Origin of the sequence: Kineococcus gynurae (assembly GCF_042433995.1) — a bacterium.
GTDB classification, from domain to species: Bacteria; Actinomycetota; Actinomycetes; order Actinomycetales; family Kineococcaceae; genus Kineococcus; species Kineococcus gynurae.
Genome location: NZ_JBHLUI010000010.1, coordinates 235,053 through 260,332, shown reverse-complemented (window position 1 = coordinate 260,332; position 25,280 = coordinate 235,053). Strand labels below are relative to the sequence as shown.

Sequence of the window (25,280 nt, the reverse complement as noted above, 5' to 3'; positions counted from 1 at the left end):
AGGCGCCCGTCCGAGCACCCGAGGGGAGACGGGTCAGCGGTGCGGGGCGTGCCGGGTGGGTTCGCGGTACAGCGGGTACAGCTCGCCGACCTCACGTTCGGCCGCGGCCACGTCGAACCACACCGGCCCGCCGAGGCGTTCCTCGGCCTCGGGGGTGAGGCGGACGGGTTCGCGGCCGGGACGATCGGGGGCGCCACGGCCGACGAGGTCGGAGCCGCGGTCCAGCAGCCGGGCGGCGACCCGTTCGCCGATGCGCGCGTAGGAGAGGGTCTCGACCTCCAACCCCGGCACGACGACCTTGGCCACCGCGACCGGGCCGAGGGGACCCTCGACGGTCCGGGCCGCCACCAGGACGTCGAACCCCGCCAGCCGGTCCAGGGTCGCGGCCAGGCCGGTGGGGACGTCGACCGGGGCGGAGCGCGGGAGGTCGGCCAGCGCGACCGTCGCGGTCCGGCGGTGCAGCGGGGCGAGGCGGTCGGCCATCTCCGGCCCGGACAGCCGCGTCCACGCCGTCATCGCCCGCAACGCCCGCTCCTCCTGGGGCGGGAGCGGGGCGGCGAGTTCGGCGGCCAGGTACTCCGGGGCGAGGTCGCGCAACCGCTCCAGCGGCCCGAACGCGAACGCGCGCCGGGCCCGGGACGAGGCCAGTTCGAGCAGCGCCTTGCGGACCGCGCGGGCGGCGTCCGGGTCGGCGGCCTCCCCGACGGCCCCCAGCACCATCGGGTCGGCCGTGGTCGGGTCCTCCTCGGCGACGGCGTGGACGACGGTCGCGAACTCGGTGCTCGCCAACCGCACCGTGACGTCGAGCCCGGCGGCCTGCAGCCGGGCGAGGACGTCGGCGGTCACCGGGTCCTCGTCCACCCCGGTCACGACCGTGCCCTGTTCCAGGGCGCGGAACGAGACGGTGTTGCCGTCGCGCTGCAGGAGTTCCCCGAGACCGTGCAGGACGGCCCGTTCGAGGGTGTCTCCGGCCCCCATCCCGTTGGTGATCGGGGTGACCAGCCAGCCGCCGGCGGGCGGACCCCCGCGGATCCCCGCGGCGTGCGGGGCGACGCACTCGGCGGGGACGAGGACCTCCTCGCCGCTCTCCCAGCGCCGCATCGGCAGCCAGCGCAACGGTCGGTCCGGGTCGACCGGCGCTCCGGCCGGCAGGACGAGGCGACGCGGATCCACCACGCCGGCCTCCCCCCGGGCGAGCACCAGCTCGGCCCGGCTGCCCTCGACCGGGACCTGCCTGGCCAGGGCGGCGTCGAGCAGCACCTGCTCGGCCAGTTCGCCGTAGGCCCCGATCCGGGCCTCGACCTCGCGGGCGCCGTAACCGACGCCGTGCCCCGACGTCGCCGAACCGGGCTCCGGGCGCCAGACCGTCGCCACCACGGGGACCCCGGTCCGGTCGAACCCCGTGAGGTCCACCTCGTGGACGTCGCCCGGCGGGAGAGCGGCCCGGTAGCGCTCGGCGATCCCCGGCTCCGACCCGCTCACTTCAACCCGCTGCGGGCGATGCCGGACACGAACTGCCGTTGGGCGATCGCGAAGAGGACCAGGACGGGCAGCACCGAGATGAGGGCGCCGGCCATGAGGGAGGGGTAGTCGGTCGTGTACTGACCCTGCAGGAACGACAACCCGACCGGGAGCGTGTACAGGGCCGGGTCGCGCAGGGCCACCAAGGGCCAGGCGAACTCGTTCCAGCGGTACATGAACGTCATGACGACCAGGACCGCGACCAGCGGGCGGGCCAGCGGCAGGACGATCGACCACAGGGTGCGCAGCGCCCCCGCCCCGTCGAGCTGGGCCGCCTCGAGCAGTTCGTCGGGCAGCGACAGGAAGTACTGCCGGGCCAGGAAGACCCCGAACGCCTCGGCCGAGCGCGGGATGATCACCGCCCAGTACGAGTTGATCCAGCCCAGGTCGTTGACCAGGTCGAACTGCGGGACCAGCAGCGTCTGGATGGGGATCATCAGGGTGGCGATGATGAGGAAGAACACCACCGACCGTCCCGGGAAGCGGTGCTTGGCCAGGACGAAACCGGCGGTGACGTCGACCACCACGGTGATCACGACGGCGACCACGGCGATCGCGAACGAGTTCGACAGCCACTGCAGGACGGGGAACTCGGTCAGGGCCCGGACGAACCCGCCGGGGTCGATCCCGGTCGGCACGATGCTGATCCGTCCCGCGACGAGGTCGGAGCGCGAGGAGATCGCGGTGACCAGCATCCAGTAGAGCGGGAAGACCCAGATCAGGGCGAGGACCACGACGACCAGGAGGCGCGGCCCGCCGAGCCGACGACGAGGGCGGGGACCGGTCGCCGCGGTGGTGGCCCGGCCGGTCGCGGACCGGGTGGCGGTGCTCACGACTCGTCCTCCGCGCTGCGCTGGATGCGCCACCAGAACACCGTGGCCAGCAGGACCACGACGAACACCACGACCCCGATCGCGGAGCCGTACCCCTCGCGGCGGGCCTGGAAACCCTGCCCGTAGGCGTAGGTGACCAGGATCTCGGTGGCCCCGGCCGGGCCACCGCCGGTCATCACGCGGATGACGTCGAACGTCTGGAACACCTCGATGACCATGAGGACGGTCACGAAGAACGTCGTCGGGCGGAGCAGGGGCCAGACGATGAGGCGGATCCGTTGTCCCCGACTGGCCCCGTCGAGCTCGGCGGCCTCCAGGAGGTCCTCGTCGATCCCCTGCAGCGCACTGAGGTAGAGCACGACCACGAGACCGACCCGGGCCCAGAAGAGCATGACGAAGATGGAGATCGCCGCCGCTTTCGGGTTGGACTGCCACTGCGGCCCGGCGACACCGAGACCGGCCAGCGTCCGGTCGACGATGCCCACGTTCTCGTCGAAGATCCACCGTCCGGCCATGGCGACCACGACCCCGGAGATCACGTAGGGGGCGAGGAAGATGGCGCGGAACAACCCGCGGGCGGGCAGGCGGTCGCGCAGCAGCAGCGCGATGGAGAACCCGGCGGCCAGGCTGGTCGGGACCGAGACCACCGCGAGCAGCACGGTGTTGCGCGCGGCCTGCCAGAACGCCGGGTCGGAGGCCATGCGGCGGTAGTTGTCGAGGCCGACGAAGTCAGGGATGCCGATGCCGGTCGAGTTGGTCAGCGAGATGCGGACCGCCTGGAACAACGGGTAGAGGACGAACACCCCGAACAGCACCAGGGCCGGGGCCAGCAGGGCGTAGGAACCGAGCCAGCGCCGCCAGTGGTGCCGACCGGTCCGTCGCCGCGGGGCGGCGGCCCCCGTGGGGGCCACCGCCGTCGACGTGCTCACTGCCCGAGGACCGAGGCGACCCCGTCGGTCAGTCGTTTGAGGGCCGTCGCGTCGTCGTCCGAGCCCAGGAAGATCTCGTCCAGACGGTCGCGCAGCTGCCCGTTGATGGCGCTGAAGCTGGGCACGACGACCTGTTCGACGAGCTGCTCGCGGATCGTCGTGGCCTGCTGCACGTAGAGCGGCATGAGGTCGGGCCGGACGGTGTAGTCGAGGTCGGCCGGGTCCACGTCGGTGCGCGTCGGCAGGACCGTCGCGGCCGCGCAGAACTCGCCCATCTGCTGCGCCTGGGCGCAGTAGGTGAGGAAGTCCAGGGCGGCGTCCTTCTTCGCGCTGGCCTCCACGGCGACCAGGGCGTTGCCGCCGAGGTCGGCCGAGGCGTTGGTCGAGCGCGGCAGGAACGTGGCCGAGTACTCGAAACCGGCGCCGTCGATCTCCTCCAGCAGGAAGTCCCCGGCGAAGACCATGGCCACGGTCTGGTTGGTGAAGAGGTCGCTGGCCGGCTGTCCGCGGCTGGAGGAGGACTGCGGGACGAGCCCCTGCCGGAAGAAGTCGCGGGTGAAGGTGAGGGCCTGCAGCATCCCCGCGTCGTCGGCGGCGACAGCGGTCAGGTCCTCGGTGAGCAACCGTCCCCCGGCCTGGTCGACGAAGTTCAACCAGCGGTACGCACCGGCGTTCTGCCAGTTCACCGCGAACGGGAACGTGTCGGCCCGCGTGGGGGTGATCCGGCGGGCGGCCTCGACGAACTGCTCCCAGGTCCAGGCCTGGTCGAGGCTCGTCGGCAGCGTCAGCCCGGCCGAGGCCACCGCCGCGTTGTTCACCAGGACCATCGACGTGTCGGTGTGGTGCGGGATCCCGAACGTCCCCTGGTCGTCGCTGACCGCGCTCCAGAACGCGGGCAGGAACGAGGACTCCAGGGTGCTCGCGTCGGGCAGTTCGGCCAGGACGTTCTGCGCCCGGTAGGCCGCGACGTCGGTGTAGCTGACGCGGAACAGGTCCGGCGGGCTGTCGGTGCGCAGCGCGGTGTCGACGGCGGTGAGCACCTCGGAGTAGGGGACCACCTGCAGTTTCACGGTCGGGCCACCCTGGGCCTTGAACCCGTCGGCGAGGGCCTGGAACGCCTTCGCCTCGGCGTCGCCCGCCCAGGTGATCATCGTCAGCTCGTCGGTGCCGGCGGAACTGTCCCCTCCTCCGGAACCTCCGGTGGAGAAGCCGCTGCAGGCGCTCAGGGTTCCGGCGGCGGTGAGCCCGAGGCCGGCCTGCAGCATCGAGCGACGGCCGGGACGGGGCGGGGGCGAGATGGGCATGCTGGCGCTCCAGGGTCGGGGGCACCGGTGATGGGAGCACCGGTGCGGAATGGCGCAGCGGGAAGCTGGGAAGGCGTCGTCACGCTAACGCCGACCCCGGGTGCGCGCCCCCGGAGATCCGACGCTCCGTCGGAGGAGGAAGATCAACCGACCCGGTCGGCGACGGTCTCGGCGTAGACCCGCAGCGCGGTACGCGCGGGCACGTCGGGGAGGTCGGCCAGGTGCCCGATCGCGCGCTCGGCCCACTCCCGGGCCGCCCCCCGGGCCTCGTCGGTGACGGGGTGGGCCCGCAGCAGCCGGACGGCCTCGGCCAGGACCTCGTCGTCGTCGAGCTTCCCGGAGTCGAGGACGGCGACGATCTCGGCCGCCGCCGCGTCCCCGGCCGCCGCGGCGCGGCGGGCGTAGAGGACGGGCAGGGTCGGAACGCCCTCGCGCAGGTCGGTGCCCGGGCGCTTGCCGGACTCCTCGGTGTCGCTGGTCAGGTCGAGGACGTCGTCGGCCAGCTGGAACGCGACCCCGACGTCCTCGCCGTAGCGGACGAGGGCCTGCTCGACCGACGTCCCCGCACCGGAGAACATCGCCCCGAACCGACCCGCGGTGGCGATCAACGAGGCGGTCTTGTCGGAGAGCACGCCGAGGTAGTGCTCGACCGGGTCCTCCCCGTCGGCCGGACCCACCGTCTCGCGCAGCTGCCCCAGGCAGAGCCGCTCGAAGGTGGAGGCCTGGATGCGCACGGCGGTCGGGCCGAGCCCCGCGACCACGTTGGAGGCGCGGGCGAAGAGCAGGTCGCCGGTGAGGATCGCGACGTTGTTGCCCCAGATCTCGTGGGCCGACTTGGCACCCCGTCGCGTGGGCGCGGAGTCCATGACGTCGTCGTGGTAGAGGGAGGCCAGATGGGTCAGCTCGACCACCACGGCGGCCTCGAGCACCTCGACCCGGACCGGACCCGTCGAGCCCGCCTCGCCGAAGAAGGACCCGAGGAGGGTCAGCATGGGCCGCACGCGCTTCCCGCCGGCCACGACGAGGTGCTTGCTGGCGGAGTCGGCGAGCGGGTCGGTGCTGCCGACCGCGACGCGCAGCCGCGCCTCGACCTCGTCGAGACCGGCGCGCAGGGCGGTTTCGAGCTCGGCGTCGGGGGTGGGCAGGCCCGAGGCGCCCGGCGGGTTCGTGGGCTCGGTCCGGGTCGCGGCGGGCGGGGGCGGGGTGGCGTTCATGCGGCGGGGGCCAGTCGTTGCAGGGCGGTGATGACGCGGTCGGAGGCGTCGCGCGAGGTGGGGTCGGCCAGGTTGGCCAGGAGTTTCACGACCAGGCGCATCAGGCCGGCGCGCGGCAGGCCGTAGCGGGTGGCGATCCTCATGACCTCAGGATGGGCGATCAGGGCCACGAACACCCGTCCCAGCGTGTAGTAGCCGCCGAGGTCGGCCCGGACGGCGTCCGGGTAGGTGAGCAGGGCCCGCTCCCGGGCCACCGGGTCCGGCGCGGCCAGGGCCTCGTCGATCGATCGGGCCGCGAGGCGGGCCGACTGCATCGCGTAGGCGATGCCCTCGCCGTTGAACGGGTTGACCATCCCCCCCGCGTCCCCGACCAGGACCACCCCCCGGGTGTAGTGCGGCGTGCGGTTGAAAGCCATGGGCAGCGCGGCGCCGCGGACCGGACCGTCCTGCTGCTCGGGCGTGAACGACCACTCCGCGGGCATCGAGGAGATCCACCGGCGCAGCAGGTCGCGGTAGTCGAGGTCGGCCGCCCCGGCGGTGTTGTCGAGGACCCCGAGGCCCACGTTGCTGCGGCCGTCCCCGACGCCGAAGACCCAGCCGTACCCGGGCAGCTGGGCGCCGGGACGCGAGCCGGTGGGCTTGTCCCGCAGCTCCAGCCAGCTCTCCATCCAGTCGTCGTCGTGACGGGGGGAACGGAAGTAGGTGCGCACGGCGACGCCGAGCGGTCGGTCGGGACGCTGGTGCAGGCCGAGGGCCAGCGCGAGGCGGCCCCCGACCCCGTCGGCCGCGACGACGACCGGGGCGCGCAGGACCTGCTCGTCCCCGACCCGCCGGCCCTTCTCGTCCACCCGCCGGACCCGGACCCCGACGACCTGCCCGGTGCGCTCGTCCAGGACGGGACCGGTCACCGAGGTGCGCTCGCGCAGCTCGGCCCCGGCGGCCACGGCGTGGCGGGCGAGGGCCTCGTCGAAACGGGCCCGGGTGTGCACGAGGCCGTGGGCGGGCCCGTCGGAGACCTCCGACCAGGCGACCTCCATCCGCACCCGACGACCGCCGTCGAGGCCGCCCATGAGGCGCAGCCCGCGGTTGGGCAGCCAGCCGTCGGCGGCAGGGGTCTTCAGACCGAGGTGCTCGAGCTCGACGACCGCCCGCGGGGTCAGCCCGTCGCCGCAGACCTTCTCCCGGGGGAACGCGGTCTTCTCCAGCAGGAGCACCGAGCGACCGGCCGCGGCCAGGTGGTGGGCCGCCGTGGACCCGGCCGGGCCCGCGCCGACGACGATCACGTCGGCGTCGTGACCCTGGGGGGCCGCGACGCTGGGAACCGGGCTCACCGCCACCTCCTCGGTCGGGTCGGGCACCGACCGCGGACCCGGGACGGTCCCGGTCACGGACGGCCTTCCAGTCTAGGGACGTCGCCCGCGACGGCTCCCGCGGCGGGCTTGAGGCCCCGGTGCAGCGCGACGATGCCCGCGGACAGGTTGCGCCAGGCCACGTCCGTCCAGCCCGCGGCCTGCAGCCTGGCCGCGAGCGCCGGCTGGTCCGGCCAGGCCGCGATGGACTCCGAGAGGTAGCCGTAGGCGTCGTCGTGGGAGCTGACCACCCCGGCCAGCCGCGGCAGGCCGTGCCGGAGGTAGGCGTCGTAGACCTTGCGCAGCATCGGGTTCGGCGGCGTGGAGAACTCGGCCACGACGATCCGGCCGCCGGGTCGGACGACGCGGGCCATCTCGCGCAGGGCCGCGTCGACGTCGACGACGTTGCGCAGGCCGAAGGAGATGGTGACGGCGTCGAAGGCGGCGTCGGCGAAGGGCAGCCGGGTCGCGTCGCCCGCGACGAAGGGCAGGTCGGGGCGGCGACGCTTCCCGGTCGCGACCATGCCGCGGGAGAAGTCGCAGGGCACGGTCCGCACGCCGCGGTCGGCGAAGGGCTCGCTGGAGGTCCCGGTCCCGGCGGCGAGGTCGAGGACGGTCTCGCCGGGCCGGGCGTCGACGGCGCGGACGACGGCCCGGCGCCACCAGCGCGCCTGCCCGGCGGAGAGCACGTCGTTGGTCACGTCGTAGCGCTCGGCGACGCCGTCGAACATGGCCGAGACGTCGTCGGGGCGCTTGCCGAGGTCGGCCAGGCGCAGGTCCTCACGGCTCGGGCGGGGGTTCACGGGCCCATCCTCTCAAGGAGTGGGAGGCCCGGTGGCCCGCAGGGCGGGCTGGACCTAGCGTTCCGGACGTGATCCTCATCAATGTGAAGTGGCACGTGAAGCCCGAGCACGCCGACAACTGGCCGCAGATCGTCAAGGAGTTCACCGACGGCTGCCGCGCCGAGGAGGGCAACCTGTTCTTCGAGTGGTCGCGCGGCGCCGACGACCCCAACACCTGGTACCTGGTCGAGGGGTTCCGCGACGCCGAGGCCGGCGCGGCCCACGTGCAGACCCAGCACTTCAAGGACGCCATCGCGTCCTTCCCGCCCTACGTCTCGCGCACCCCGGAGATCATCTACATCGACGCCGAGGAGGCGACCGGCTGGGGCCCGATGGCCGAGGTCCAGCCCGCCTGACCCGTCCGGCACCGGACCACCGATCCGCGAGAGCCGCGGGACGCCTCGCGCGTCCCGCGGCTCTCGTCGTCTCAGGACCGGGACGCCCCGGTGTCCCCGGCCGCCGCGTCCTCGGCGGCGACCGCGGCGCGGACCTCCCGGGCCAGCGCCTCGACGTGCCCGGCCACGGCCCGCCGGTCCAGCGGGACCTCGAGGACGCGGATGCCCCGGGGGCGGGCCGCGAGCCGTTCGCGTAGCTCCTCGCGGGACGTGACGCAGGAGTGCGGAACCCCGAAGGCGGCGCACAACGCCCCGACGTCGGCCCCGTGCGGGGTGGCCACGACCCGCTCGAACACCTCGCGGGGGACGGCGGTGGCGTGCTCCAGCGTCTCGAAGATGCCGCCGCCGTCGTCGTTGACCAGCACGATGGTCACGTCGGGGCGTTCCTCGACCGGACCGATCAGCAGGGCGTTGGCGTCGTGCAGGAAGGCGAGGTCGCCGACCAGGATCCGGACGGGGCCGCGGCGGGCCAGGGCCACGCCGAACCCGCTGGCCAGGGTCCCGTCGATGCCGGCCAGGCCGCGGTTGGCGACGACGGCGACGTCGGCCGACGGGGAGCCGGCGAGGTCGACGTCGCGGACCGCGTTGCTGGCGGCGACCATCAGCGCGGCCCCGTCGGCCGCGCAGGCCTGGACCACGGCGCGGGCCACGGCCGCCCCGGACAGTGCGCCGGGGCCGTCGAGCAGCCCCGCGAGCGCCGCCTCGGTGCGCTCGGCCGCCTGCTTCCAGCGGCGGGCCCAGCGGCGCTCGGCGGGCAGGGCGGGCGCGTCGACCGTGGCGGCGGGCAGGACGGCGGAGGCCCGGAACCCGGCGTCGGACCAGGCTCCCCCGCCGCTGACGACGACGACCTCGACGTCGTCGCGGGCCAGCAGCCGTGACACCGGCCGCGACAGGGTCGGGTGTCCGAAGAGGACCACCCGGTCGACGGCCTTGCCGAGCGGGCCCTCGCTGTCGTCGGACTCCAGCAGCACGCGGTAGGCGCCGACGGTGTTCTCCCCGCCGCGGGCCCCCGAGGAGGGTTCGGCCAGCAGCGGCCACCCGGCCTGCTCGGCCAGCGCCCGCGCCGCGGCCCCCACGGCCGGGTCGGGGCAGTCGCCGGCCAGCACGAGGGTCCGCGGACCCCGGGGCAGGACGACGGGGGTCGCCGGGGCCGCGGGGGCGACCCGGGTGAGCCCGGCCGGGTCGCGCCCGGCCAGGCGCGGGTGCGCCGAGAGCTCCTCGATCTCCGGGTCCGGCTCCAGCGAGCGCAGGGTCGAGCCCGGCGTCAGCGGGTCGGCGAAGGCGACGTCGAGGTGGACCGGGCCGGGGGCCCGACCCGTCCGACCGCGGGCCGCCGCCACGGCCCGGGAGACGCTGGAGCGCCAGCTCGGGGCCTGCCGGTCGGGGTCCACGGGGGCGGGCACGTCGGCCGAGAACCGCACCGAGGGCAGGAACAGACGGGCCTGGGCGTCGGCCGTCTGGCTGGCCCCGGACCCGCGCAGCTCGTGCGGACGGTCGGCGGTCAGGACGATGAGCGGCACCCCGGCGTGGTGGGCCTCCAGCACCGCGGGGTGCAGGTTGGCGGCGGCGGTCCCGCTGGTGGTGACGACGGCGGCGAGCTCGGCGCGGGCGGGCGAGCCGGCCCCGCGGGCCAGGCCCAGGGCGAGGAACCCGGCGCTGCGCTCGTCGACCCGCACGTGCAGCTGCAGCCGTCCGGCCTCGGCGGCGGCCGCCGCGGCGTAGGCGAGCGGGGCGCTGCGCGAGCCGGGGGCGAGGACGAGGTGGCGCAGACCCAGTCGGACGAGGGCGTCGACGAGGACCGCCGCCAGCGCGGTCGAGGGATTCACCCTCCGATGGTCTCTCGCTTCCGAAGATCCGCGCGCCACGGGGCACCCACCCGGACCCGTCCCGCGGGGGCCGTGTGCCAGGCTCCCGCCATGACCGACACCGTCGAGCCCGGGGCGGACCTGGGGCACCTGAACGAGGTCTTCGCCGCGGCCGCCCCCGCCGGGCTGGGCCCGACCCTGCTGCAGCGCATGGGGATCGAGATCCTGGAGGCCACGCCCGAGCGGCTGGTCGCGACCATGCCGGTCGAGGGCAACCAGCAGATCGCCGGCCTGCTGCACGGGGGCGCGAGCTGCGTGCTGGCCGAGACCCTGGGCTCGATCGGGGCGACCCTGCACGGGTGGCCGCACTCCCTGGCCGTGGGCCTGGACATCAACGCGACCCACCACCGCTCGGCGACGTCGGGCGTCGTGACCGGCACGGCCACGGCCATCACCCTGGGCCGCACGATCGCCAGCCACGAGGTCGTCGTCACCGACGAGGACGGTCGACGGCTCTGCACGGCCCGGATCACGAACCTGCTGCGACCCCGTCCGGGTCGTCCGGGCTGAGCACGGCGTGGGCGGCCCGCAGCCGCTCGCGCCACCACCCCTGCCGCTCCTGCGGGGCGCGGTGGCGTTCGACGAGGTCGGCGTCGGCCACGGCCGGACCCACCGGGAGGCGACCGTCGACCGGGACGAGCGGGTCGTGGCGGACGTCGCCGGCCAGCAGCGCGACGGTTCCGAGGCCGCAGGCGTGGGGCAGCTCGGGCAGGGCCGCGGCCAGGGCCAGGCCGGCGGCGATGCCGACCGAGGTGTCCAGGGCCGAGGAGACGACCACCGGCAGCCCGCAGGCCGCGGCGACGGCGAGCGCCGGCCGGACCCCGGCCAACGGGGCTACCTTGAGGACGACGAGGTCGGCGGCCTCCAGCCCGACGACCCGCAGCGGGTCCTCGGCCTTGCGGATGCTCTCGTCGGCGGCCAGCGGGACGACCGCGCCGCTGCGGTGCATCCGGCGGCGCAGCTCGGCCAGCTCCTCCAGGCTCGCGCAGGGTTGCTCGGCGTACTCCAACCCGCTCTCGCCCAACGCGTCGAGGGCGCGTTCGGCCTCGTCGACGGTCCAGCCGCCGTTGGCGTCGACCCGGATCCGCGCGTCGGCCCAGGCGCAGCGACGCACGGCCCGGACCCGGTCGACGTCGTCGGCGAGGGTCTGACCCCGTTCGGCGACCTTGACCTTGACCGTCCGGCAGTCGCCGAACCCGGCGAGGACGGCGGGGACGTCGGCGCCGGGCACGGCGGGCACGGTCGCGTTGACCTCGACGGACGCGCGCCGGGGGGCGGGGAACCCCGTCCAGGCGGCCTCGATCGCCGCGGCGAGCCAGCGGGAGCTCTCCTGCGCGTCGTACTCGAGGAAGGGGGCGAACTCGCCCCAGCCGGCCGGGCCCCGCAGCAGCAGCGCCTCCCGGGTGGTGATGCCCCGGAATCGGCGGTGCAGGGGAAGGGTCACGACGACCGCGGCGTCGAGGAGCTCGGCGAGGTCGGGGGTGGTGGGGCTCACCCGGGCATCCTGACGCCGGTTCGGCCCATCGTGCGCGTCCGTTAGGCTGCCGACAGGTCAAGAGGTCCGCTGCGGTGTCCCAGCCGGCGGCCGGCAACCCCTCACGCGACGGGGTGCTCCTGGGACAAGACCTGGCCGGTGCGGAGGGCGTACCCGGCAAGCGCGGTACCGACGGGAGCACGTGGTGAGCCTCCTCAGCGACGTCCGGACCCTCGTGCGTCCGGCCCGACCCGACGAGTTCGACGCGGTCGGGCACCTGGCGCTGCGCGCCTACGCCCACGACTACGCCCTCGCCGGGCCGTACGCGGCCTCGGTGGCCGACGCCGCCGGCCGCGCCGCCGAGCACGAGCTGGTGGTGGCGGTGGACGCCCTCGAGGGGACCCTGCTCGGGACGGTCACCCTGCCGCGCCCGGGCCGCAACTGCTCGGCCGTGTCCCGGCCCGGCGAGATGGACCTGCGGCTGCTGGCCACCGACCCCGCCGCCCGCGGGCGCGGGGTGGCGACGTCGCTGGTCGAGCACGCCCTCGCCGTCGGGCGGCAGCGCGGCCTGGACCGGCTGGTGCTGGCCTCCCAGGCGCGGATGGTCGCCGCGCACCGGCTCTACGAGCGGCTGGGGTTCGCCCGGCTGGCCGAGCGCGAGGTGCACGTGCTGGCCGACGGCCGGGTCCACGTCTACGGGCGGGACCTGGGCGCGGGGGTCAGAGTTCCCCGGTGAGGAACTGCGCCCGGCCGTGCCCGAAGGACCAGTCGTCGTCACCGCTCTCGACGACCGAGACCACGACGTCGGAGGTCTTGATGCCGCAGTCGCGGGCGAGGTTCTCGACGAGCAGGGCGTAGAAGCGCTCCTTGGCCGCCCGACCGCGGGGGCGGCTGGTGACCTGCAGCAGCACGACGTCGTCGGTGCGCTCGATCCCGAGGCCGGTGTCGTGCAGGACGAGCTCGCCCGGGGCGTGCTGGTGGACGACCTGGTAGCGGTCGGAGTCCGGGACGGCGAAGGCCTCGACCATCGCGGTGTGGGCGGCGTCGAGCAGGGTGCGGAGCTGGTCGGGCGTACGGCCGACGACGAGGTCGAAACGGAGCAGCGGCATGGATGAACCTCCTTGTTTGTCCTTACATACTGACATGGCCGGGGTCGTGGGCGCCAGCCCTCCGGAGGATGCGGCGGATACCGTGCCCGGGTGAGCGAGCGTGCCGTCAGCGACCTGTTCGACCCCGAGGCCTGGGAGGAGGTCGCCGGTTTCGGCGACCTGGAGGACATCACCTACCACCGCTGCCGGCGGCCGGGCCCGGAACGAGGGACGGTGCGGATCGCCTTCGACCGCCCGGAGGTGCGCAACGCGTTCCGCCCTCGCACGGTCGACGAACTGGCCCGGACCCTGGACCACGCCCGCCGCACCCCGGACGTCGGCTGTGTCCTGCTGACCGGGAACGGCCCCAGCCCGCGCGACGGGGGGTGGGCGTTCTGCTCCGGCGGGGACCAGCGCATCCGCGGCCGCTCGGGCTACCAGTACGCCGAGGGCGAGACCGCCGACACGGTCGACGCCGCCCGGGTCAAGGCCGAGGGCGGACGGCTGCACATCCTCGAGGTGCAGCGCCTGATCCGGTTCATGCCCAAGGTCGTGGTCGCCGTCGTGCCCGGGTGGGCCGCCGGCGGGGGGCACAGCCTGCACGTCGTCGCCGACCTCACCCTGGCCAGCGCCGAGCACGCCCGGTTCAAGCAGACCGACGCCGACGTGGGGAGTTTCGACGCCGGGTACGGCTCGGCCTACCTGGCCCGGCAGGTCGGGCAGAAGTTCGCCCGCGAGATCTTCTTCCTCGGCCGCCCCTACAGCGCCGAGGAGGCGCACCGCATGGGCATGGTGAACGCGGTCGTCCCCCACGCCGATCTGGAGTCGGTCGCGCTGGCGTGGGCCGCGGAGATCAACCGCAAGTCGCCCACCGCGCAACGGATGCTGAAGTTCGCGTTCAACGCGGTGGACGACGGGATGGTCGGGCAGCAGGTGTTCGCCGGGGAGGCGACCCGGCTGGCCTACATGACCGACGAGGCCGTGGAGGGCCGGGACTCGTTCCTGCAGAAGCGGGAACCGGACTGGTCGCCGTTCCCCTGGTACTTCTGAGCCCCGGCCCGTTCAGGCAGACCGTTCGGGCCGACCGTTCAGGCGGACAGCGACCGGATGCGCCGGGAGGCGAGGAACTCCTGCACCTCGGCCAGCGGCAACGGCCGGCAGTACAGGTGGCCCTGGACCAGCGGGCACCCCATGTCGCGCAGGATGTCGGCCTGGTCGGCGGCCTCGACGCCCTCGGCCACGACGGACAGGTCGAGGGCCTGCCCCATCTTGACCATGCCCTCGACCAGGGCGCGGGAGGTCGACTCGGTGGCGATGTCCTGCACGAAACTCCGGTCGATCTTGAAACTGGAGAACGGGCGGTGGCGCAGGTAGCCGAGGGAGGAGAACCCCGTCCCGAAGTCGTCGATGGTCAGCGAGGCACCCGTGTCGGCGAGGTCGTGCAGGGCACCGTTGGAGTCCTCGTCGATCATCACCGACTCGGTCATCTCCAGGTGCAGCCGGCACCCGGCCGCGGTGATCCGCCGGACGGCCGCGGCGACCCGTTCGGTGAACTCCGCTCGGCGCAGCTGCACCGGGGACACGTTGACCATCAGTTCCAGCGAGCGACCCGCCTGGACCTGCAGGGAGGCCGCGTCGGCGGCGACCTGGCGCAGGACCGAGTCGCCGATGGCGACGACCGTGCCGGAACGCTCGGCCAGGCTGATGAACTCGTCGGGGCCGACCAGCGGGGACAGACCGTCGCGGTCGCGGCGCCAGCGGACCAGCGCCTCCAGCCCGACGACCTCGCCCGTGGCCAGGGCCACGATCGGCTGGTAGTGGACGACGAACGCCTCGGCGGGGGCCTGCTGCAGGTCCTCGATCACCTGCAGGCGGGCGATCTCCTCCTCCAGCAGCTCCGGGCGGAACTCGACCCAGCAGTTCTTCCCCGTCGCCTTGGCGCGGTACATCGCGGTGTCGGCGTTGCGCAGCAGGGTCCCCACGTCGTCGCCGGAGCGGGCCCGGGCCAGACCGATGCTGCCGTGCACCCGCACGACGTGACCACGGATCCGGGTCTCCTGGCGCAGGGCGTGCAGGACGCGGCGGGCCAGGCTCTCGACGTCGGCGCAGTCGGGCAGCAGCACGGCGAACTCGTCGCCGCCGAGGCGGGCGATGGTGGACCCGCCGCGCAGGGTGTCGCGCAGCCGGTTGCCCACGTCGCGCAGCAGCTCGTCACCGGCCTCGTGGCCGAAGCGGTCGTTGACCGCCTTGAACCCGTCGAGGTCCAGGTAGAGGACGGTGAGCCGGTCGAGGCGCTCGGCGGTGCGGGCGCGGTCCAGCTCCTGGGCGAGCTTCTCGGAGAACTGCAGCCGGTTCGGCAGCCCGGTCACGACGTCCCGACGGGCGAGCCCGTGCATCTCCTCGCTCGCCCCGACCCGGAAGAACGCGGCCTCCCCCACCGAGGCGAGCGCCTCCAGGGCCCGTTCGTCGGCGCTGCGGGCCTGCGGGTCGCTGCGCCGGGGAGCGGTCACGTAGAGGACGACCCCGTCGCCGGCGACCACGGGGACACCGATCTCGTCCGGGCCGGGCCGCACCGAGCGGACCATCGCCGCGGGCGTGCCCGCCACCATCCGGGCGTGCTTCTGCAGCGCGCGGGCCAGGTCGGCCCGCCGGCCCTGGGTGTGCAGCGCGGTGGCGGCCTCGAACAGGGCCTCCGTGCGGCGGGCCACGTCGCGGGTCTTGCGCATGGTCCGGGTCGCGAGCATGGCGACGAGCAGGGGGACGACCAGCAGCACGGCGGCCCACGGCGCGGTCTTCTGCTCGACCAGGCCGCCGAGGTAGCCGAGACCCCCCACGGCCAGCGTCGCCCCGGCGCCCAGCAGGGCCCCCGGGTGCGCCAGCTCACCGCGCAGCGAGGTGCGCTCCTGGACCGCGACCGAGATGGCCGACACGACGAAGTCGACCGCGAAGGCGGCCAGCACCGCGCAGGCCACGGCCAGCGGCTGCACCGGGTCGACGTCCACCGTCACCGCGCGCTGCGCGTCGCCCACGCCGAACAGCACGAGGACGCCCCAGGCGACCGGGGCCCAGAGGATGCTGATGGCCGCGTTGAAGATGCGACTCACCCAGCTGCGGTGCTGCAGCAGGTTGGTGAACAGGCAGCAGACCGTCCACGCCACGAGCGCGACCGAGGTCGGCAGCAGGCAGAGCAGCAGGACCAGGACGCCGACGTCGAAGGTGAGCTCGACCCCGGCGTGCCGGGTGCTCAGCGGGAACGGGAACCGGGTCAGCAGCTGCATCAGCGGCAACCCGATCAGCAGCGCCATGACCAGGGAGCCCAGGGTGCTGGAGCTCCAGTCGTGGACGAGGTCGACGACGAAGACGACGGCGACGACGAACGCGCACACTGCGACGAAACCGTCGAACAGCACACTGGCAAATGGACGCTCAGTGCGGACTCCTGCGCTCACCGTGACCTCTCTCCCTGTTCTCGCGGCTCCATCCTGACACTGTGCCGCCACCCGGTCACGCTCGATCATCGAGTTCGCCGGGATGGCCCAACCACATCGCCTGAACGGACACGGAGAGTCCCCCTCTGCTGGAGGACGTCGTGGCGCAGTCCCTCAGTGTCGGGCACGGGGCACCCTTCACGTAGCGTTCCGACGTGATTGCTCCGAGCGTGATCGCAGACCCGGGCGGGGAACCGCGGGAGCGGCCCGTCCGGGCCCTGCCCGTGCCGTCCGGACCGGCCGTGCTGGGGGTGCTGCCCGCCCTCGCCGAGGCGCTGGCCGGACGCGGTCCGGTCCTGCGCCCGTGCGCCGCCGGGGCCGAGGGGCTCGTCACCGACGTCACCGGCCTCCCCGACGACCCCGCCGACCCGCTCGCCCTCGTGGTGGGCACGTCGGGGTCCACGGGTCGCAGCAAGGCCGCGATGCTGCCGGCGGCCGCGCTGCGCGCGTCGGCCGCGGCCACCGCCGCCGTCCTCGACGCCCGGTCCCCCGCGGGCGACGGCGTCGCCGAGGAGCGGTGGGTCCTGGCCCTGCCGGGGCAGCACGTCGCCGGGCTGCAGGTCCTGCTCCGCTCGCTGCGGGCCGGGACGGAGCCCGCGGTGGTCGACCTGACCCACGGGTTCGACGTGGCCTCGTTCGTCACGGCCGTCGAGTCGTGCGGGCCGGGACGGCTGCGGACCTCCCTGGTGCCGACCCAGCTCGTGCGGCTGCTGGCCGCGATGGGGGCGGACCCCGGCCCGGGGGTCGAGCCCGCCCGCGTCCTGGCGGCGCTGCGCCGTCTCGACGCGGTCCTCGTGGGGGCCGCGGCCACCCCGCCCGACCTGCTCGAGCGCGCCCTCGCCGCGGGCGTCGCGGTCGTCACCACCTACGGCTCCTCGGAGACCTGCGGGGGTTGCGTCTACGACGGTCTCCCGCTGCCCGGGGTGGGCGTCGACGTGGAACGCGACGGGGGGGACGGCGGTGACGGTGAGGGACCGGGACGCCTGCGGATCACCGGCCCGGTGCTGGCCCGGGGGTACCTCGCCGACCCGACGGCGAGCGCCGCCGCGTTCGACCACGCTCCGGACGGCCGCCGGCGGTTCCGCACCGACGACCTCGCGGACCTCGGGCCGGACGGGCGGGTGCGCGTCGTCGGCCGGGTCGACGACCTCGTTGTCACCGGCGGTGTGAAGGTGGCGCCGGGGGTGGTCGAGGCGGTCCTCGCCCGGGACCCGGAGGTGGCCGAGGTGGTGGTGGTCGGGGTCCCCGACGCCGAGTGGGGGCAGGTCGTCGCGGCCTGCGTCGTGCCCGCCCCCGGGGCCCGTCCCGACCTCGCGGGACTGCGGGCCCGGGCCGCGGCCGGCCTGCCGGGCCACGCCCTCCCCCGTCGCCTGCTGCTCCTCGACGACCTGCCCCTGCGCGGGCCCGGCAAACCCGACCGGACCCGGTTGGTCGACCTGGTGATCGGGAACACCGCGGGCCGTCCGGACGTCATGTGAGCAGGACCGGTGTCAGCCGGACCGCCGGTCCTGGAGACCGCGACCGACGATGGTCGCGGCGGAAGGGGGCGACGTCGTGCTGAGGACTCTGCCGGTCCTGATCGCCGTGGCGCTGACGGTCTACAGCCTCGTGAGCGCGGTGCAGGCCGAGGACGGTCAGGTGCGGACGCTGCCGCGCCCGTTGTGGATCCTGCTCATCCTGCTGCTGCCGGTGATCGGGCCCATCGCGTACCTGATGAAGGGGCGGCCGTTGCCGCCCGGGCCGCGGGCCGCCGGGTTCGGCGGGCGTCCCGCGCCGCGCGGCCCGGACGACGACGAGGACTTCCTGCGCAAGCTCTGACCCCTCCCCCCTCACCCTCCCCCTGTCGTGATCAAGGAATGGGTGCTCAGCCGCCTCGTGCGTCACAGGACTGGCTGTGACGGGAGAATCCTCATTCCTTGATCACGGGGGGATGGGGGGTGGCGGCCCGGGGTGGGGGAGGATGGTCGGTCGTGACCGCCCGCTCCGCCCACCCGGCCCGACCCGCCCGTCCGACACCCGCGCAGTGGTGGGCCGGGGCCCGTCCCCGCACCCTGCCCGCCGCGCTCGCCCCCGTCCTCGTCGGGACCGGGGCGGCGGTGGCGCTCGACGGGTTCGACCCGGCGACCGCGCTGCTGGCGCTCGTGGTGTCGCTGGCGCTGCAGGTCGGGGTCAACTACGCCAACGACTACTCCGACGGCATCCGGGGGACCGACAGTGACCGGGTGGGGCCGTTCCGCCTGGTCGGGTCGGGGGCCGCGGAGCCGCGGTCGGTCAAGCTGGCCGCGTTCGGCTGCTTCGGACTGGCGGGGGTGGCCGGGCTGCTGGTCGTGCTGCTCACCGGTCACTGGTGGCTGCTGCTCGTCGGGGTGGCGGCGATCGCGGCGGCCTGGTTCTACACCGGTGGTCGGCGGCCCTACGGCTACGCCGGGCTCGGCGAGGTCTTCGTCTTCGTCTTCTTCGGCCTGGTCGCGGTGCTCGGGACGACGTACGTGCAGGCAGGAACGGTGAGCCTGGTGGCGCTCGCCGGGGCCGTCGCGATCGGGCTGCTGGCCTGCGCGATCCTCGTCGCCAACAACCTGCGCGACGTGCCCACCGACACCGTCGCGGGCAAGCGCACGCTCGCCGTCCGTCTGGGCGAGACCCGCACGCGCACCCTCTACGCGGGGATGGTCGTGGCCGCCCTGGTGGCGGCCCTGCTGCCGGCCCTCGCGCACCCCTGGGCCCTGCTCGTGCTGCTCGCGCTGCCGCCGGCCGCGGGCCCCGTCCGGACGGTGACCGGCGGGGCCCGGGGGCGCGACCTCATCCCCGTGCTGCAGCGCACGGGGCAGCTGGAACTCGTCGTCGGGGTGCTGCTGACCGTCGGGTTGTGCCTGTAGGACGCGCCCGCGGGCGCCGACCCCTACTGTTCGCCCCATGAGCGAGCAGACCGGCCCCGACGTCGACGTTCGCGCCGACGGGGAGCACCGCTACGTGGCGGCCCTGATCCGCAGCACCGGTGACGAGAGCCGGCACGAGGTCCGCAGCGACGCCGACCTGCTCGCGGAGCTCGGACTGACCGCAGCCGAGGAGCCGTTCCTGGTCCGGCGCGTGCTGGAACTGCTGGCCGAGGCCAACGAGGACCCGGGCGCCCAGGTGCCCGAGGTCATCGACCTGCGGGTCCTCGACGCCGAACGCCCGGACCTGCTGCGGAGCCTGCCGCTGCGGGACTGAGCCGGGCCGGACGCCTCGACCGTGGCGCTCAGCCGGGGAACGCCTGGCGGTAGAGCGCCCGCAGCTCCGGGCTGTCGGCGCCGCTCTGCCCGCACGCGGCGACGACCCCACCGTCGCTGCTGATCAGGTACGTCCGTCCCGTCTCGAAGGTGCCGGGAGAGACCTCGGCCGGGAGGTCGGCGGCCGGCTGCGGCACGGTCACCTCGTCCCCGACCTCGCCCTTGAACCGCTCGGTCACCGCGAGGGTGACCCGCCCGTCCGCGACGGCCTCCACCCGCCCGGCGAAGGCCGTCTCGTGCTGGGCCAGCCCCTCGGGAGAGATGACCGCGCACATGGCGCTCAGCGCGTCCCCGGCGGGCGGGAGGCTCAGCGCGGTCACCGTGGTCCGCGGCGAGCCGAGCGTCACCGCGGTGACGGCGACCGCGGCCACCGCGAGCGCCCCCGCCCCCACGAGCACGGGGACCGGGACGCGACGTCGGGGCCGGGGGGCTCGTGCAGGGTCGGTCGCGGAGCTCGTCGTGGGAGTGGTCGACTCGGTGGTGTCCATCGTCTGCCGCACCTTCCAGGTGGTCCAGGCCGGGTCGAGGGCGGGCAGGTCCCGGGCGGGGTCGGTCGCGCGCAGCCGCGCCCGCAGCTGCGGGTCGGCCCCGTCGGTCCCGTCGTCGTGACGCGTCACGGGTGCTGCCCTCCTCTCGGACAGGCGGTGCCTGTCACCCCTCCCCTGTCCGGCGCGGCCCCCGCTCTTACCGGTGGGCCTGCGGGTGGACCTGTCATCGGACCGGGCCTCACGGGCGTCCGTCCTCGCTGAGCCGGGCCCGCAACCGCTTCTTGGCGCGGTGCAACCGCACGCCGGCCGCGGAGATGCTGATGCCGAGGACGGCCGCGATCCCGGACTGGGTGAGCTCGTCCCAGGCCCACAGGCGCAGCACCTCGGCGTCCTTCTCCCCCAACCCGGCGAGGGCCGCGACGACGCGCTCGGCGTCCCGCGCCGCGTCCTCGGCACCGTCGTCGGACTCTCCCGGCCCGGGCACGCGCTGGGTCGGGGGGTCGACGAGGCCGACCCGCCGGGTCAGCCGGTCCCGGCGCCGCTCGGCCCGGTGGGCGTTGGCCAGGCACAGCCGGGCCACGCCGATCGCCCAGGCCACCGGAGCCTCGGCCGGCACCTCCTCGACCCGTCGCCAGCAGACCAGCAGGGTCTCCGACAGGACGTCCTCGGCGGTGGTGGGGTCGGTCCGACGGGCCAGGTAGCGCCGGACCGGCTCGACCGCCGCGTCGGCGAGGGTGGCGAAGCGTTCCCGGCGGTCGTTCTCGACCGCGGGGTCCGGTGGTCGCACGGAGGGCACACCCCACCCTGTCCGGCGAGCCGGCCGTTCTTACCGGACCACCCGGGGACTCAGCGCGTCGCGTCGTCCTCGGCGTCGGCGTCGGGGTCGCGCCGGCCCCCCCGACGCTCGATCCGCTGGTCGATGCGCTGCTGCAGGTTGGAGGCCATCTGCTCGCGCAGCCCGCGCAGGGCGACCAGCGAGATGAGGATCGAGATGATCGCGGTCAGGGCCACCAGGAGCACGTCGCGCGCTCCCAGGAAGTACAGGACGATCCCGGTGAGGGCGAAGATACCCAGCCGCAGGACGGTGAACCGGAGGGTGGGACTGACCACGGTCACACCCCCGCGTAGGAGTGCAGACCCGGGAACACCAGGTTGACCACCAGGAAGTTGAACAGCACGCAGGCGAAGGCCCCGCAGGCCAGGTAGGCGGCCCGGCGGCCGTCCCACCCACGGGTCGAGCGGGCGTGCAGGTAGGCGGCGTAGACGACCCAGATGATGAACGTCCACACCTCCTTGGAGTCCCAGTTCCAGTACCGGTTCCAGGCCACCTGGGCCCAGACGGCCCCGGCGATGAGGGTGAACGTCCACATGACGAACCCGACGGCGTAGAGCCGGAACGCGGTCCGCTCCAGCTCCACCGACCCCGGCAGGGCGTCCATGAACGCCCCGCCCGGCGTCCGACCGGCCGCGCGGGCCCGTTCGCGCTTCTCCTGCACGAGCTGCAGGACCGTCGCGGAGAACCCGATGGTCGACAGCGCGCTGGCCAGGATGGCCACGAAGACGTGGATGATCAACCAGTAGGAGTCCAGCGCGGGCACGAGCTGCGCGGCCTCGACGTAGAAGCTGCGCAGGGCGATCCCGAGGGTCGCGAGGATCGGCCCGGCCACGAAGACACCCAGGTAGCGGGCGTCCCGGCCACCGCCCACCCCGCGCCGGTGGGCGCGCAGCACCACGACCAGGTAGGCGAGGCCGACCAGCAGGGACCCGGTCAGCGCGAACTCGAACATGTTGCCCCACGGCACGCGGTGCACCGAGAGACCACGGGTCACCACGGACCCGAGCAGCAGCAGGGTCGCGGCGGCGAACAGGGTCGTGCCGACGGCGGCGGCCCGACGGCGCCGGGGCCCGGCCGTCCCGGGGTCGACGGGGGCCAGCGTCTGCGTCGTCGACCCGCCCGCGGCACCGGTCGTGGTCGCGGTGGCGCCGCGGCGGTCCTTGACCTGCTTGCCGCCCTCGGCGAGGTCCATCGCGTAGCTGATCATCGACCCGAGGTAGGCGGTCATCGCGGAGTAGAGCAGCAGGTTGCTCAGCCCGGCGATGTTCTCGTCCACGGTCACCGTGTCGTCCTCCCAGTTCCGGCCGTCGAGCCGTCGGTGCCGCCGGACGCGCCGGCGGCCTCACCACCATGGTCGCCCATCCGCGGGGCTCCCGGGGACGCCGGGGTCAGGGCCTCGCGCAGCCCGGCCAGCACCCGGTCGACCTCCTCGCCCAGCCCCGCGTCGTTGCCGCGGGCCAGGCCCGCGACCTCGACCACGGAGCCGCCGACCCCGTCCTCGCGCACCCGCACCCACACCCGGCGACGGGGCAGGAACAGGGAGAGGATCAGACCGAGCGCGGCCAGCAGCGAACTGACCAGCGCCACGGTCTGGCCCGGGGTGTAGCGGACGTCGAAGGAGGCGAAACGCTCCACGCCCTCGAAGGTGATGGAGCCGAGGCCGTCGGGCAGCTGCACGCTCTGCCCCGGTTCCAGCTGCACCGCGAAGGGTCGGCCCTGCTCGTCGAGGACCTGCTGCAGACCGGCGGTGTCGAGCTCGTAGACGTTCTGCGCGACCCCGTCGTCGAGCCCCAGGTCGCCGGTGAAGACGTTCATCGCCAGCAGCGGGTTGCCCAGGTCGGGGAAGGCGGAGACGGGCAGGCCCTCCGCGTTCAGCGTGACCGTGGGCAGGAACACCCCGCGCAGCCCGATCTGCACCGGGTCCCCGGCCGCGTCGACGGCGTCGGGCACCTTGACCACGCCGGTCGAGTCGTAGTTCCCCGACTGCGGCAGGAACGGGACCGGGGAGTCCGCGACCACGGTCCCCTGCCCGTCGCGGACGACGATGACGGGGGCGTAGCCGTTGCCGGACAACGAGATCTGCGTCGAGCCGACCATCGCCGGATGGTTCACCGCGATCCGCTCGGCCCGCGGGGCGTCCCCGGGGGCGTCGGTGAGCTGGACGTTGGCGGCGAACTGCCGGGGCTGGCCGAACTGCGACGTCTGCTGCGCCTCGAAGGCGACGTCCATGCCCTGCAGTGCCAGGCGGAACGGGGGGACCTGGGTCTGCGAGGCGAACGCCCCGCCGCTGAACGTGTCCAGGGTCGTCCCGACCATGGTCGAGCCCACCGTCACCAGCCGCTGACCCGAGTAGGAGAACACCGACCCGACGGCGACCGCGGCCAGGATTCCGATGAGGGACAGGTGGAAGAGCAGGTTGCCCGTCTCGCGGTGATGGCCCTTCTCGGCGGAGACCGACCCGACGTCGCCCGCGGCCGCGGCCTGGGGCTCGACCCGGAACCGGCGGCGGCGCAGGACGGTCCGGGCCGCGGCGAGCGCGTCGGCGGCGGGGACGGCGAGCTCGGCGCGGCGGTGCTCGGGCAGGCGTTCCAGCCGGGCCGGGGTCCGCGGCGGCCGGGCCCGCATCCCGGCCAGGTGCACCTTGGCCCGCGGCAGCACGCACCCGACCAGGGAGATGAACAGCAGCAGGTAGATCGCGGAGAACCAGACCGAGGAGTAGACGTGGAACACCTGCAGGCGCTCCAACCACGGCCCGAGGTCGGGGTGCTCGCTCAGGTAGGTCGCGACGCCGGCCGGGTCGTTGTTCTCCTGGGGGAAGGTCGAGCCCGGCACGGCGGCGACCGCGAGGAGCAGCAGCAGGAACAGTGCCGTCCGCATGCTGGTCAGCTGCCGCCAGCAGTAGCGCAGGAACTCCGCGGGGGCCAGCGGCGCGGCCTGCCCCGGCCTGGGCGTCCGGGCCGGGCTCCCGGTGGGGGCGGGCCCGGCGTCGGCGTACTCGTCGCGCCGGTCCTCCAGGTGCGTGGGGTCGATCCGGTCGCGGGCCATCAGATCACCGTTTCGAAGGAGGAGATCGGCCCCCGCAGCAGCGAGGTGAGCTCGGCGAAGGCGTCCGTGACCAGCAGCACGCCGATCACGACCAGCAGCACGCCACCGAAGCGGTTGATCGCGACGCGGTGCCGGCGCAGCGCACCGAGCACCCGCATGCCCCGACCGAACCCGAGGGCCACGAGGACGAAGGGCAGACCGAGCCCGACGCAGTAGGCGACGGCCAGTCCGGTGGAGCGCCCAGCGCTGCCGCTCTGCCAGCCCAGCGCCACGATGGCCGCGAAGATCGGACCGATGCAGGGCCCCCAGCCGAGGCCGAAGACCACCCCGAGCAGAGGGGCGCCCAGCAGGCCGGGGGCCGGGCGCCAGCGGATCTTGTACTCCCGCTGCGCCCACAGCGGGGCGGCCAGGACGAGGATCCCCAGGGCGATCACCCCGACCCCGAGGATGCGCTGCAGCGGACGGGAGTAGGCCTGCAGCGCGTAGCCGAGCGACCCGACCGTGAAGTTGACCAGGATGAAGACCGCCGAGAAGCCGAGGACGAAGAGCACGGCCCCGGCCAGCAACCGGCCGCGGCGCTGCTCGGCGAGGTCCCCGCCGAGCCCGGTCACGTACCCGAGGAAGCCCGGCACCAGCGGCAGCACGCAGGGCGAGAGGAACGACACCAGCCCGGCCAGCATCGCCAGCGGGACGGCCAGCAGCAGCGGCCCCCCCGCGACGGTCGCCCCGAGGTCGTTCACGCCCCCGTCCCGGCCGCGGGGGTGGCACCCGCGTCGTCGAGCAGGTCGCTGAGCGTGATGGGGGTGACGATCCCGGACACCCGGGCCGCGACGCGACCCTCGGTGTCGAGGACGATCGTGGTCGGGGTCGCGTTCGGCGCGACCCCGCGCAGCGCGAGCATGGCCGCACCGGAGTCGGCGTCGAGGATGCTCGGGTAGGTGGTTCCGAAACGACGCTGGAAGGCCTTGGCCCGGTCGGCGCTGTCGTAGGTGTTGATCCCGACGAACTGCACCCCGCGCTCGCGGTACTCCTGCCAGACCTGCTCGAGGTCCTCGGCCTCGGCCCGGCAGGGTCCGCAGTCGGCGAACCAGGTGTTCAGCACGACGACCTTGCCGCGCAGGTCGGCGGTGTCGATGGTCTCGCCGTCGACGCCCGTGCCCGACACCTCGACGGGCTCGGTGCGCTTCCCCGCCGGGGTCGTCACGATCGACCCGTCACCGTCGATGTAGTTCTGCCCCGAGGTGGCCTCGGGCAGGCCGGTGCCACCGGTGGCCGCGGTGCAGCCGCTCAGCAGCAGCACCGCACCCGCGGCCAGCGCCGCGCGGCGTCTCATCGGCTGGG

General features: G+C 74.5%; 26 protein-coding genes and 1 riboswitch. Of the genes, 8 read left to right on the top strand and 18 right to left on the bottom strand.

Annotated features, from left to right (window positions below; translation table 11 throughout):
* Positions 1-33: 33 nt before the first annotated feature.
* The 7 genes from ACFFKU_RS14905 to ACFFKU_RS14875 form a co-directional block, all read right to left on the bottom strand.
* Complete coding sequence (locus tag ACFFKU_RS14905; protein ID WP_380139104.1) at positions 34-1,482, bottom strand: YcaO-like family protein; 1,449 nt, start codon at positions 1,480-1,482, stop codon at positions 34-36.
* Positions 1,479-2,354 (bottom strand): carbohydrate ABC transporter permease, encoded by an 876-nt coding sequence (locus ACFFKU_RS14900; RefSeq protein ID WP_380139102.1) that lies wholly within the window; start codon positions 2,352-2,354, stop codon positions 1,479-1,481. The genes ACFFKU_RS14905 and ACFFKU_RS14900 overlap by 4 nt, the downstream gene beginning before the upstream one ends.
* The gene (locus ACFFKU_RS14895; protein WP_380139101.1) at positions 2,351-3,283 is read right to left on the bottom strand and encodes a carbohydrate ABC transporter permease; all 933 of its coding nucleotides are present in this window, start codon (positions 3,281-3,283) and stop codon (positions 2,351-2,353) included. The genes ACFFKU_RS14900 and ACFFKU_RS14895 overlap by 4 nt, the downstream gene beginning before the upstream one ends.
* Positions 3,280-4,587 carry an ABC transporter substrate-binding protein gene (locus ACFFKU_RS14890; protein WP_380139099.1) on the bottom strand — a complete coding sequence of 436 codons (1,308 nt, stop codon included), beginning with the start codon at positions 4,585-4,587 and terminating at the stop codon, positions 3,280-3,282. Before ACFFKU_RS14890 ends, ACFFKU_RS14895 begins: the two co-directional genes overlap by 4 nt.
* A gap of 143 nt (positions 4,588-4,730) precedes the next feature.
* Positions 4,731-5,801, bottom strand: coding sequence for a polyprenyl synthetase family protein (locus ACFFKU_RS14885; protein ID WP_380139097.1), 1,071 nt, complete (start codon positions 5,799-5,801; stop codon positions 4,731-4,733).
* The gene (locus tag ACFFKU_RS14880; RefSeq protein WP_380139371.1) at positions 5,798-7,138 is read right to left on the bottom strand and encodes a geranylgeranyl reductase family protein; all 1,341 of its coding nucleotides are present in this window, start codon (positions 7,136-7,138) and stop codon (positions 5,798-5,800) included. Before ACFFKU_RS14880 ends, ACFFKU_RS14885 begins: the two co-directional genes overlap by 4 nt.
* Before the next feature lie 47 nt (positions 7,139-7,185).
* Positions 7,186-7,926: a demethylmenaquinone methyltransferase gene (locus ACFFKU_RS14875; RefSeq protein WP_380139369.1), complete on the bottom strand. Its 741-nt coding sequence runs from the start codon at positions 7,924-7,926 to the stop codon at positions 7,186-7,188.
* Positions 7,927-8,021: 95 nt separating this feature from the next.
* On the opposite strand from ACFFKU_RS14875, the gene ACFFKU_RS14870 reads away from it, so the two are divergent.
* Positions 8,022-8,348, top strand: coding sequence for a putative quinol monooxygenase (locus ACFFKU_RS14870; RefSeq protein WP_380139095.1), 327 nt, complete (start codon positions 8,022-8,024; stop codon positions 8,346-8,348).
* A 71-nt stretch (positions 8,349-8,419) separates the two neighbouring features.
* Here the strand turns inward: ACFFKU_RS14870 and menD are convergent, their stop codons facing one another.
* Positions 8,420-10,213, bottom strand: coding sequence for a 2-succinyl-5-enolpyruvyl-6-hydroxy-3-cyclohexene-1-carboxylic-acid synthase (gene menD / locus ACFFKU_RS14865; RefSeq protein ID WP_380139094.1), 1,794 nt, complete (start codon positions 10,211-10,213; stop codon positions 8,420-8,422).
* 189 nt (positions 10,214-10,402) lie between these two features.
* On the opposite strand from menD, the gene ACFFKU_RS14860 reads away from it, so the two are divergent.
* A complete protein-coding gene (locus ACFFKU_RS14860) occupies positions 10,403-10,762 on the top strand; it encodes a PaaI family thioesterase (RefSeq protein WP_380139367.1) in 360 nt (119 codons plus the stop codon).
* Here ACFFKU_RS14860 and ACFFKU_RS14855 read toward each other — a convergent pair.
* Positions 10,722-11,747: an o-succinylbenzoate synthase gene (locus ACFFKU_RS14855; protein WP_380139092.1), complete on the bottom strand. Its 1,026-nt coding sequence runs from the start codon at positions 11,745-11,747 to the stop codon at positions 10,722-10,724. The genes ACFFKU_RS14860 and ACFFKU_RS14855 overlap by 41 nt on opposite strands.
* 55 nt (positions 11,748-11,802) lie before the next feature.
* A riboswitch (SAM riboswitch) is annotated at positions 11,803-11,916 on the top strand.
* 15 nt (positions 11,917-11,931) lie between these two features.
* On the opposite strand from ACFFKU_RS14855, the gene ACFFKU_RS14850 reads away from it, so the two are divergent.
* Positions 11,932-12,462, top strand: coding sequence for a GNAT family N-acetyltransferase (locus tag ACFFKU_RS14850; protein ID WP_380139091.1), 531 nt, complete (start codon positions 11,932-11,934; stop codon positions 12,460-12,462).
* Here ACFFKU_RS14850 and ACFFKU_RS14845 read toward each other — a convergent pair.
* Positions 12,446-12,835 carry a tautomerase family protein gene (locus ACFFKU_RS14845; RefSeq protein ID WP_380139090.1) on the bottom strand — a complete coding sequence of 130 codons (390 nt, stop codon included), beginning with the start codon at positions 12,833-12,835 and terminating at the stop codon, positions 12,446-12,448. The two genes, ACFFKU_RS14850 and ACFFKU_RS14845, sit on opposite strands and share 17 nt — an antisense overlap.
* A gap of 90 nt (positions 12,836-12,925) precedes the next feature.
* Between ACFFKU_RS14845 and ACFFKU_RS14840 the strand changes: the two genes are divergently transcribed.
* Positions 12,926-13,864, top strand: a complete 939-nt coding sequence (locus tag ACFFKU_RS14840) for a 1,4-dihydroxy-2-naphthoyl-CoA synthase (RefSeq protein WP_380139089.1) — start codon at positions 12,926-12,928, stop codon at positions 13,862-13,864.
* Positions 13,865-13,902: 38 nt separating this feature from the next.
* Here the strand turns inward: ACFFKU_RS14840 and ACFFKU_RS14835 are convergent, their stop codons facing one another.
* Complete coding sequence (locus ACFFKU_RS14835; RefSeq protein ID WP_380139087.1) at positions 13,903-16,263, bottom strand: putative bifunctional diguanylate cyclase/phosphodiesterase; 2,361 nt, start codon at positions 16,261-16,263, stop codon at positions 13,903-13,905.
* A gap of 194 nt (positions 16,264-16,457) precedes the next feature.
* Between ACFFKU_RS14835 and ACFFKU_RS14830 the strand changes: the two genes are divergently transcribed.
* From ACFFKU_RS14830 to ACFFKU_RS14815, 4 genes are all read left to right on the top strand, one after another.
* Positions 16,458-17,780, top strand: coding sequence for an AMP-binding protein (locus tag ACFFKU_RS14830; RefSeq protein WP_380139085.1), 1,323 nt, complete (start codon positions 16,458-16,460; stop codon positions 17,778-17,780).
* Between the two features lie 76 nt (positions 17,781-17,856).
* On the top strand, positions 17,857-18,120 hold the full coding sequence (locus tag ACFFKU_RS14825) for a PLDc N-terminal domain-containing protein (protein WP_380139084.1): 264 nt from the start codon (positions 17,857-17,859) through the stop codon (positions 18,118-18,120).
* A 152-nt stretch (positions 18,121-18,272) separates the two neighbouring features.
* Complete coding sequence (locus tag ACFFKU_RS14820; protein WP_380139082.1) at positions 18,273-19,178, top strand: 1,4-dihydroxy-2-naphthoate polyprenyltransferase; 906 nt, start codon at positions 18,273-18,275, stop codon at positions 19,176-19,178.
* 37 nt (positions 19,179-19,215) lie between these two features.
* The gene (locus tag ACFFKU_RS14815) at positions 19,216-19,512 is read left to right on the top strand and encodes a hypothetical protein (protein WP_380139081.1); all 297 of its coding nucleotides are present in this window, start codon (positions 19,216-19,218) and stop codon (positions 19,510-19,512) included.
* 28 nt (positions 19,513-19,540) lie between these two features.
* On the opposite strand, the gene ACFFKU_RS14810 is transcribed toward ACFFKU_RS14815, so the two are convergent.
* The 7 genes from ACFFKU_RS14810 to ACFFKU_RS14780 form a co-directional block, all read right to left on the bottom strand.
* Positions 19,541-20,188, bottom strand: a complete 648-nt coding sequence (locus ACFFKU_RS14810) for a hypothetical protein (protein ID WP_380139080.1) — start codon at positions 20,186-20,188, stop codon at positions 19,541-19,543.
* Positions 20,189-20,297: 109 nt separating this feature from the next.
* The gene (locus tag ACFFKU_RS14805) at positions 20,298-20,846 is read right to left on the bottom strand and encodes an RNA polymerase sigma factor (protein WP_380139079.1); all 549 of its coding nucleotides are present in this window, start codon (positions 20,844-20,846) and stop codon (positions 20,298-20,300) included.
* 59 nt (positions 20,847-20,905) lie between these two features.
* Positions 20,906-21,169, bottom strand: a complete 264-nt coding sequence (locus ACFFKU_RS14800; protein ID WP_380139078.1) for a DUF4229 domain-containing protein — start codon at positions 21,167-21,169, stop codon at positions 20,906-20,908.
* A gap of 2 nt (positions 21,170-21,171) precedes the next feature.
* The gene (ccsB, locus tag ACFFKU_RS14795) at positions 21,172-22,176 is read right to left on the bottom strand and encodes a c-type cytochrome biogenesis protein CcsB (protein WP_380139076.1); all 1,005 of its coding nucleotides are present in this window, start codon (positions 22,174-22,176) and stop codon (positions 21,172-21,174) included.
* Positions 22,173-23,939 carry a cytochrome c biogenesis protein ResB gene (gene resB, locus ACFFKU_RS14790; protein ID WP_380139075.1) on the bottom strand — a complete coding sequence of 589 codons (1,767 nt, stop codon included), beginning with the start codon at positions 23,937-23,939 and terminating at the stop codon, positions 22,173-22,175. Before resB ends, ccsB begins: the two co-directional genes overlap by 4 nt.
* Positions 23,939-24,679: a cytochrome c biogenesis CcdA family protein gene (locus tag ACFFKU_RS14785; protein WP_380139074.1), complete on the bottom strand. Its 741-nt coding sequence runs from the start codon at positions 24,677-24,679 to the stop codon at positions 23,939-23,941. Before ACFFKU_RS14785 ends, resB begins: the two co-directional genes overlap by 1 nt.
* Positions 24,676-25,272 carry a TlpA family protein disulfide reductase gene (locus ACFFKU_RS14780; protein WP_380139073.1) on the bottom strand — a complete coding sequence of 199 codons (597 nt, stop codon included), beginning with the start codon at positions 25,270-25,272 and terminating at the stop codon, positions 24,676-24,678. The genes ACFFKU_RS14785 and ACFFKU_RS14780 overlap by 4 nt, the downstream gene beginning before the upstream one ends.
* Positions 25,273-25,280 lie beyond the last annotated feature (8 nt).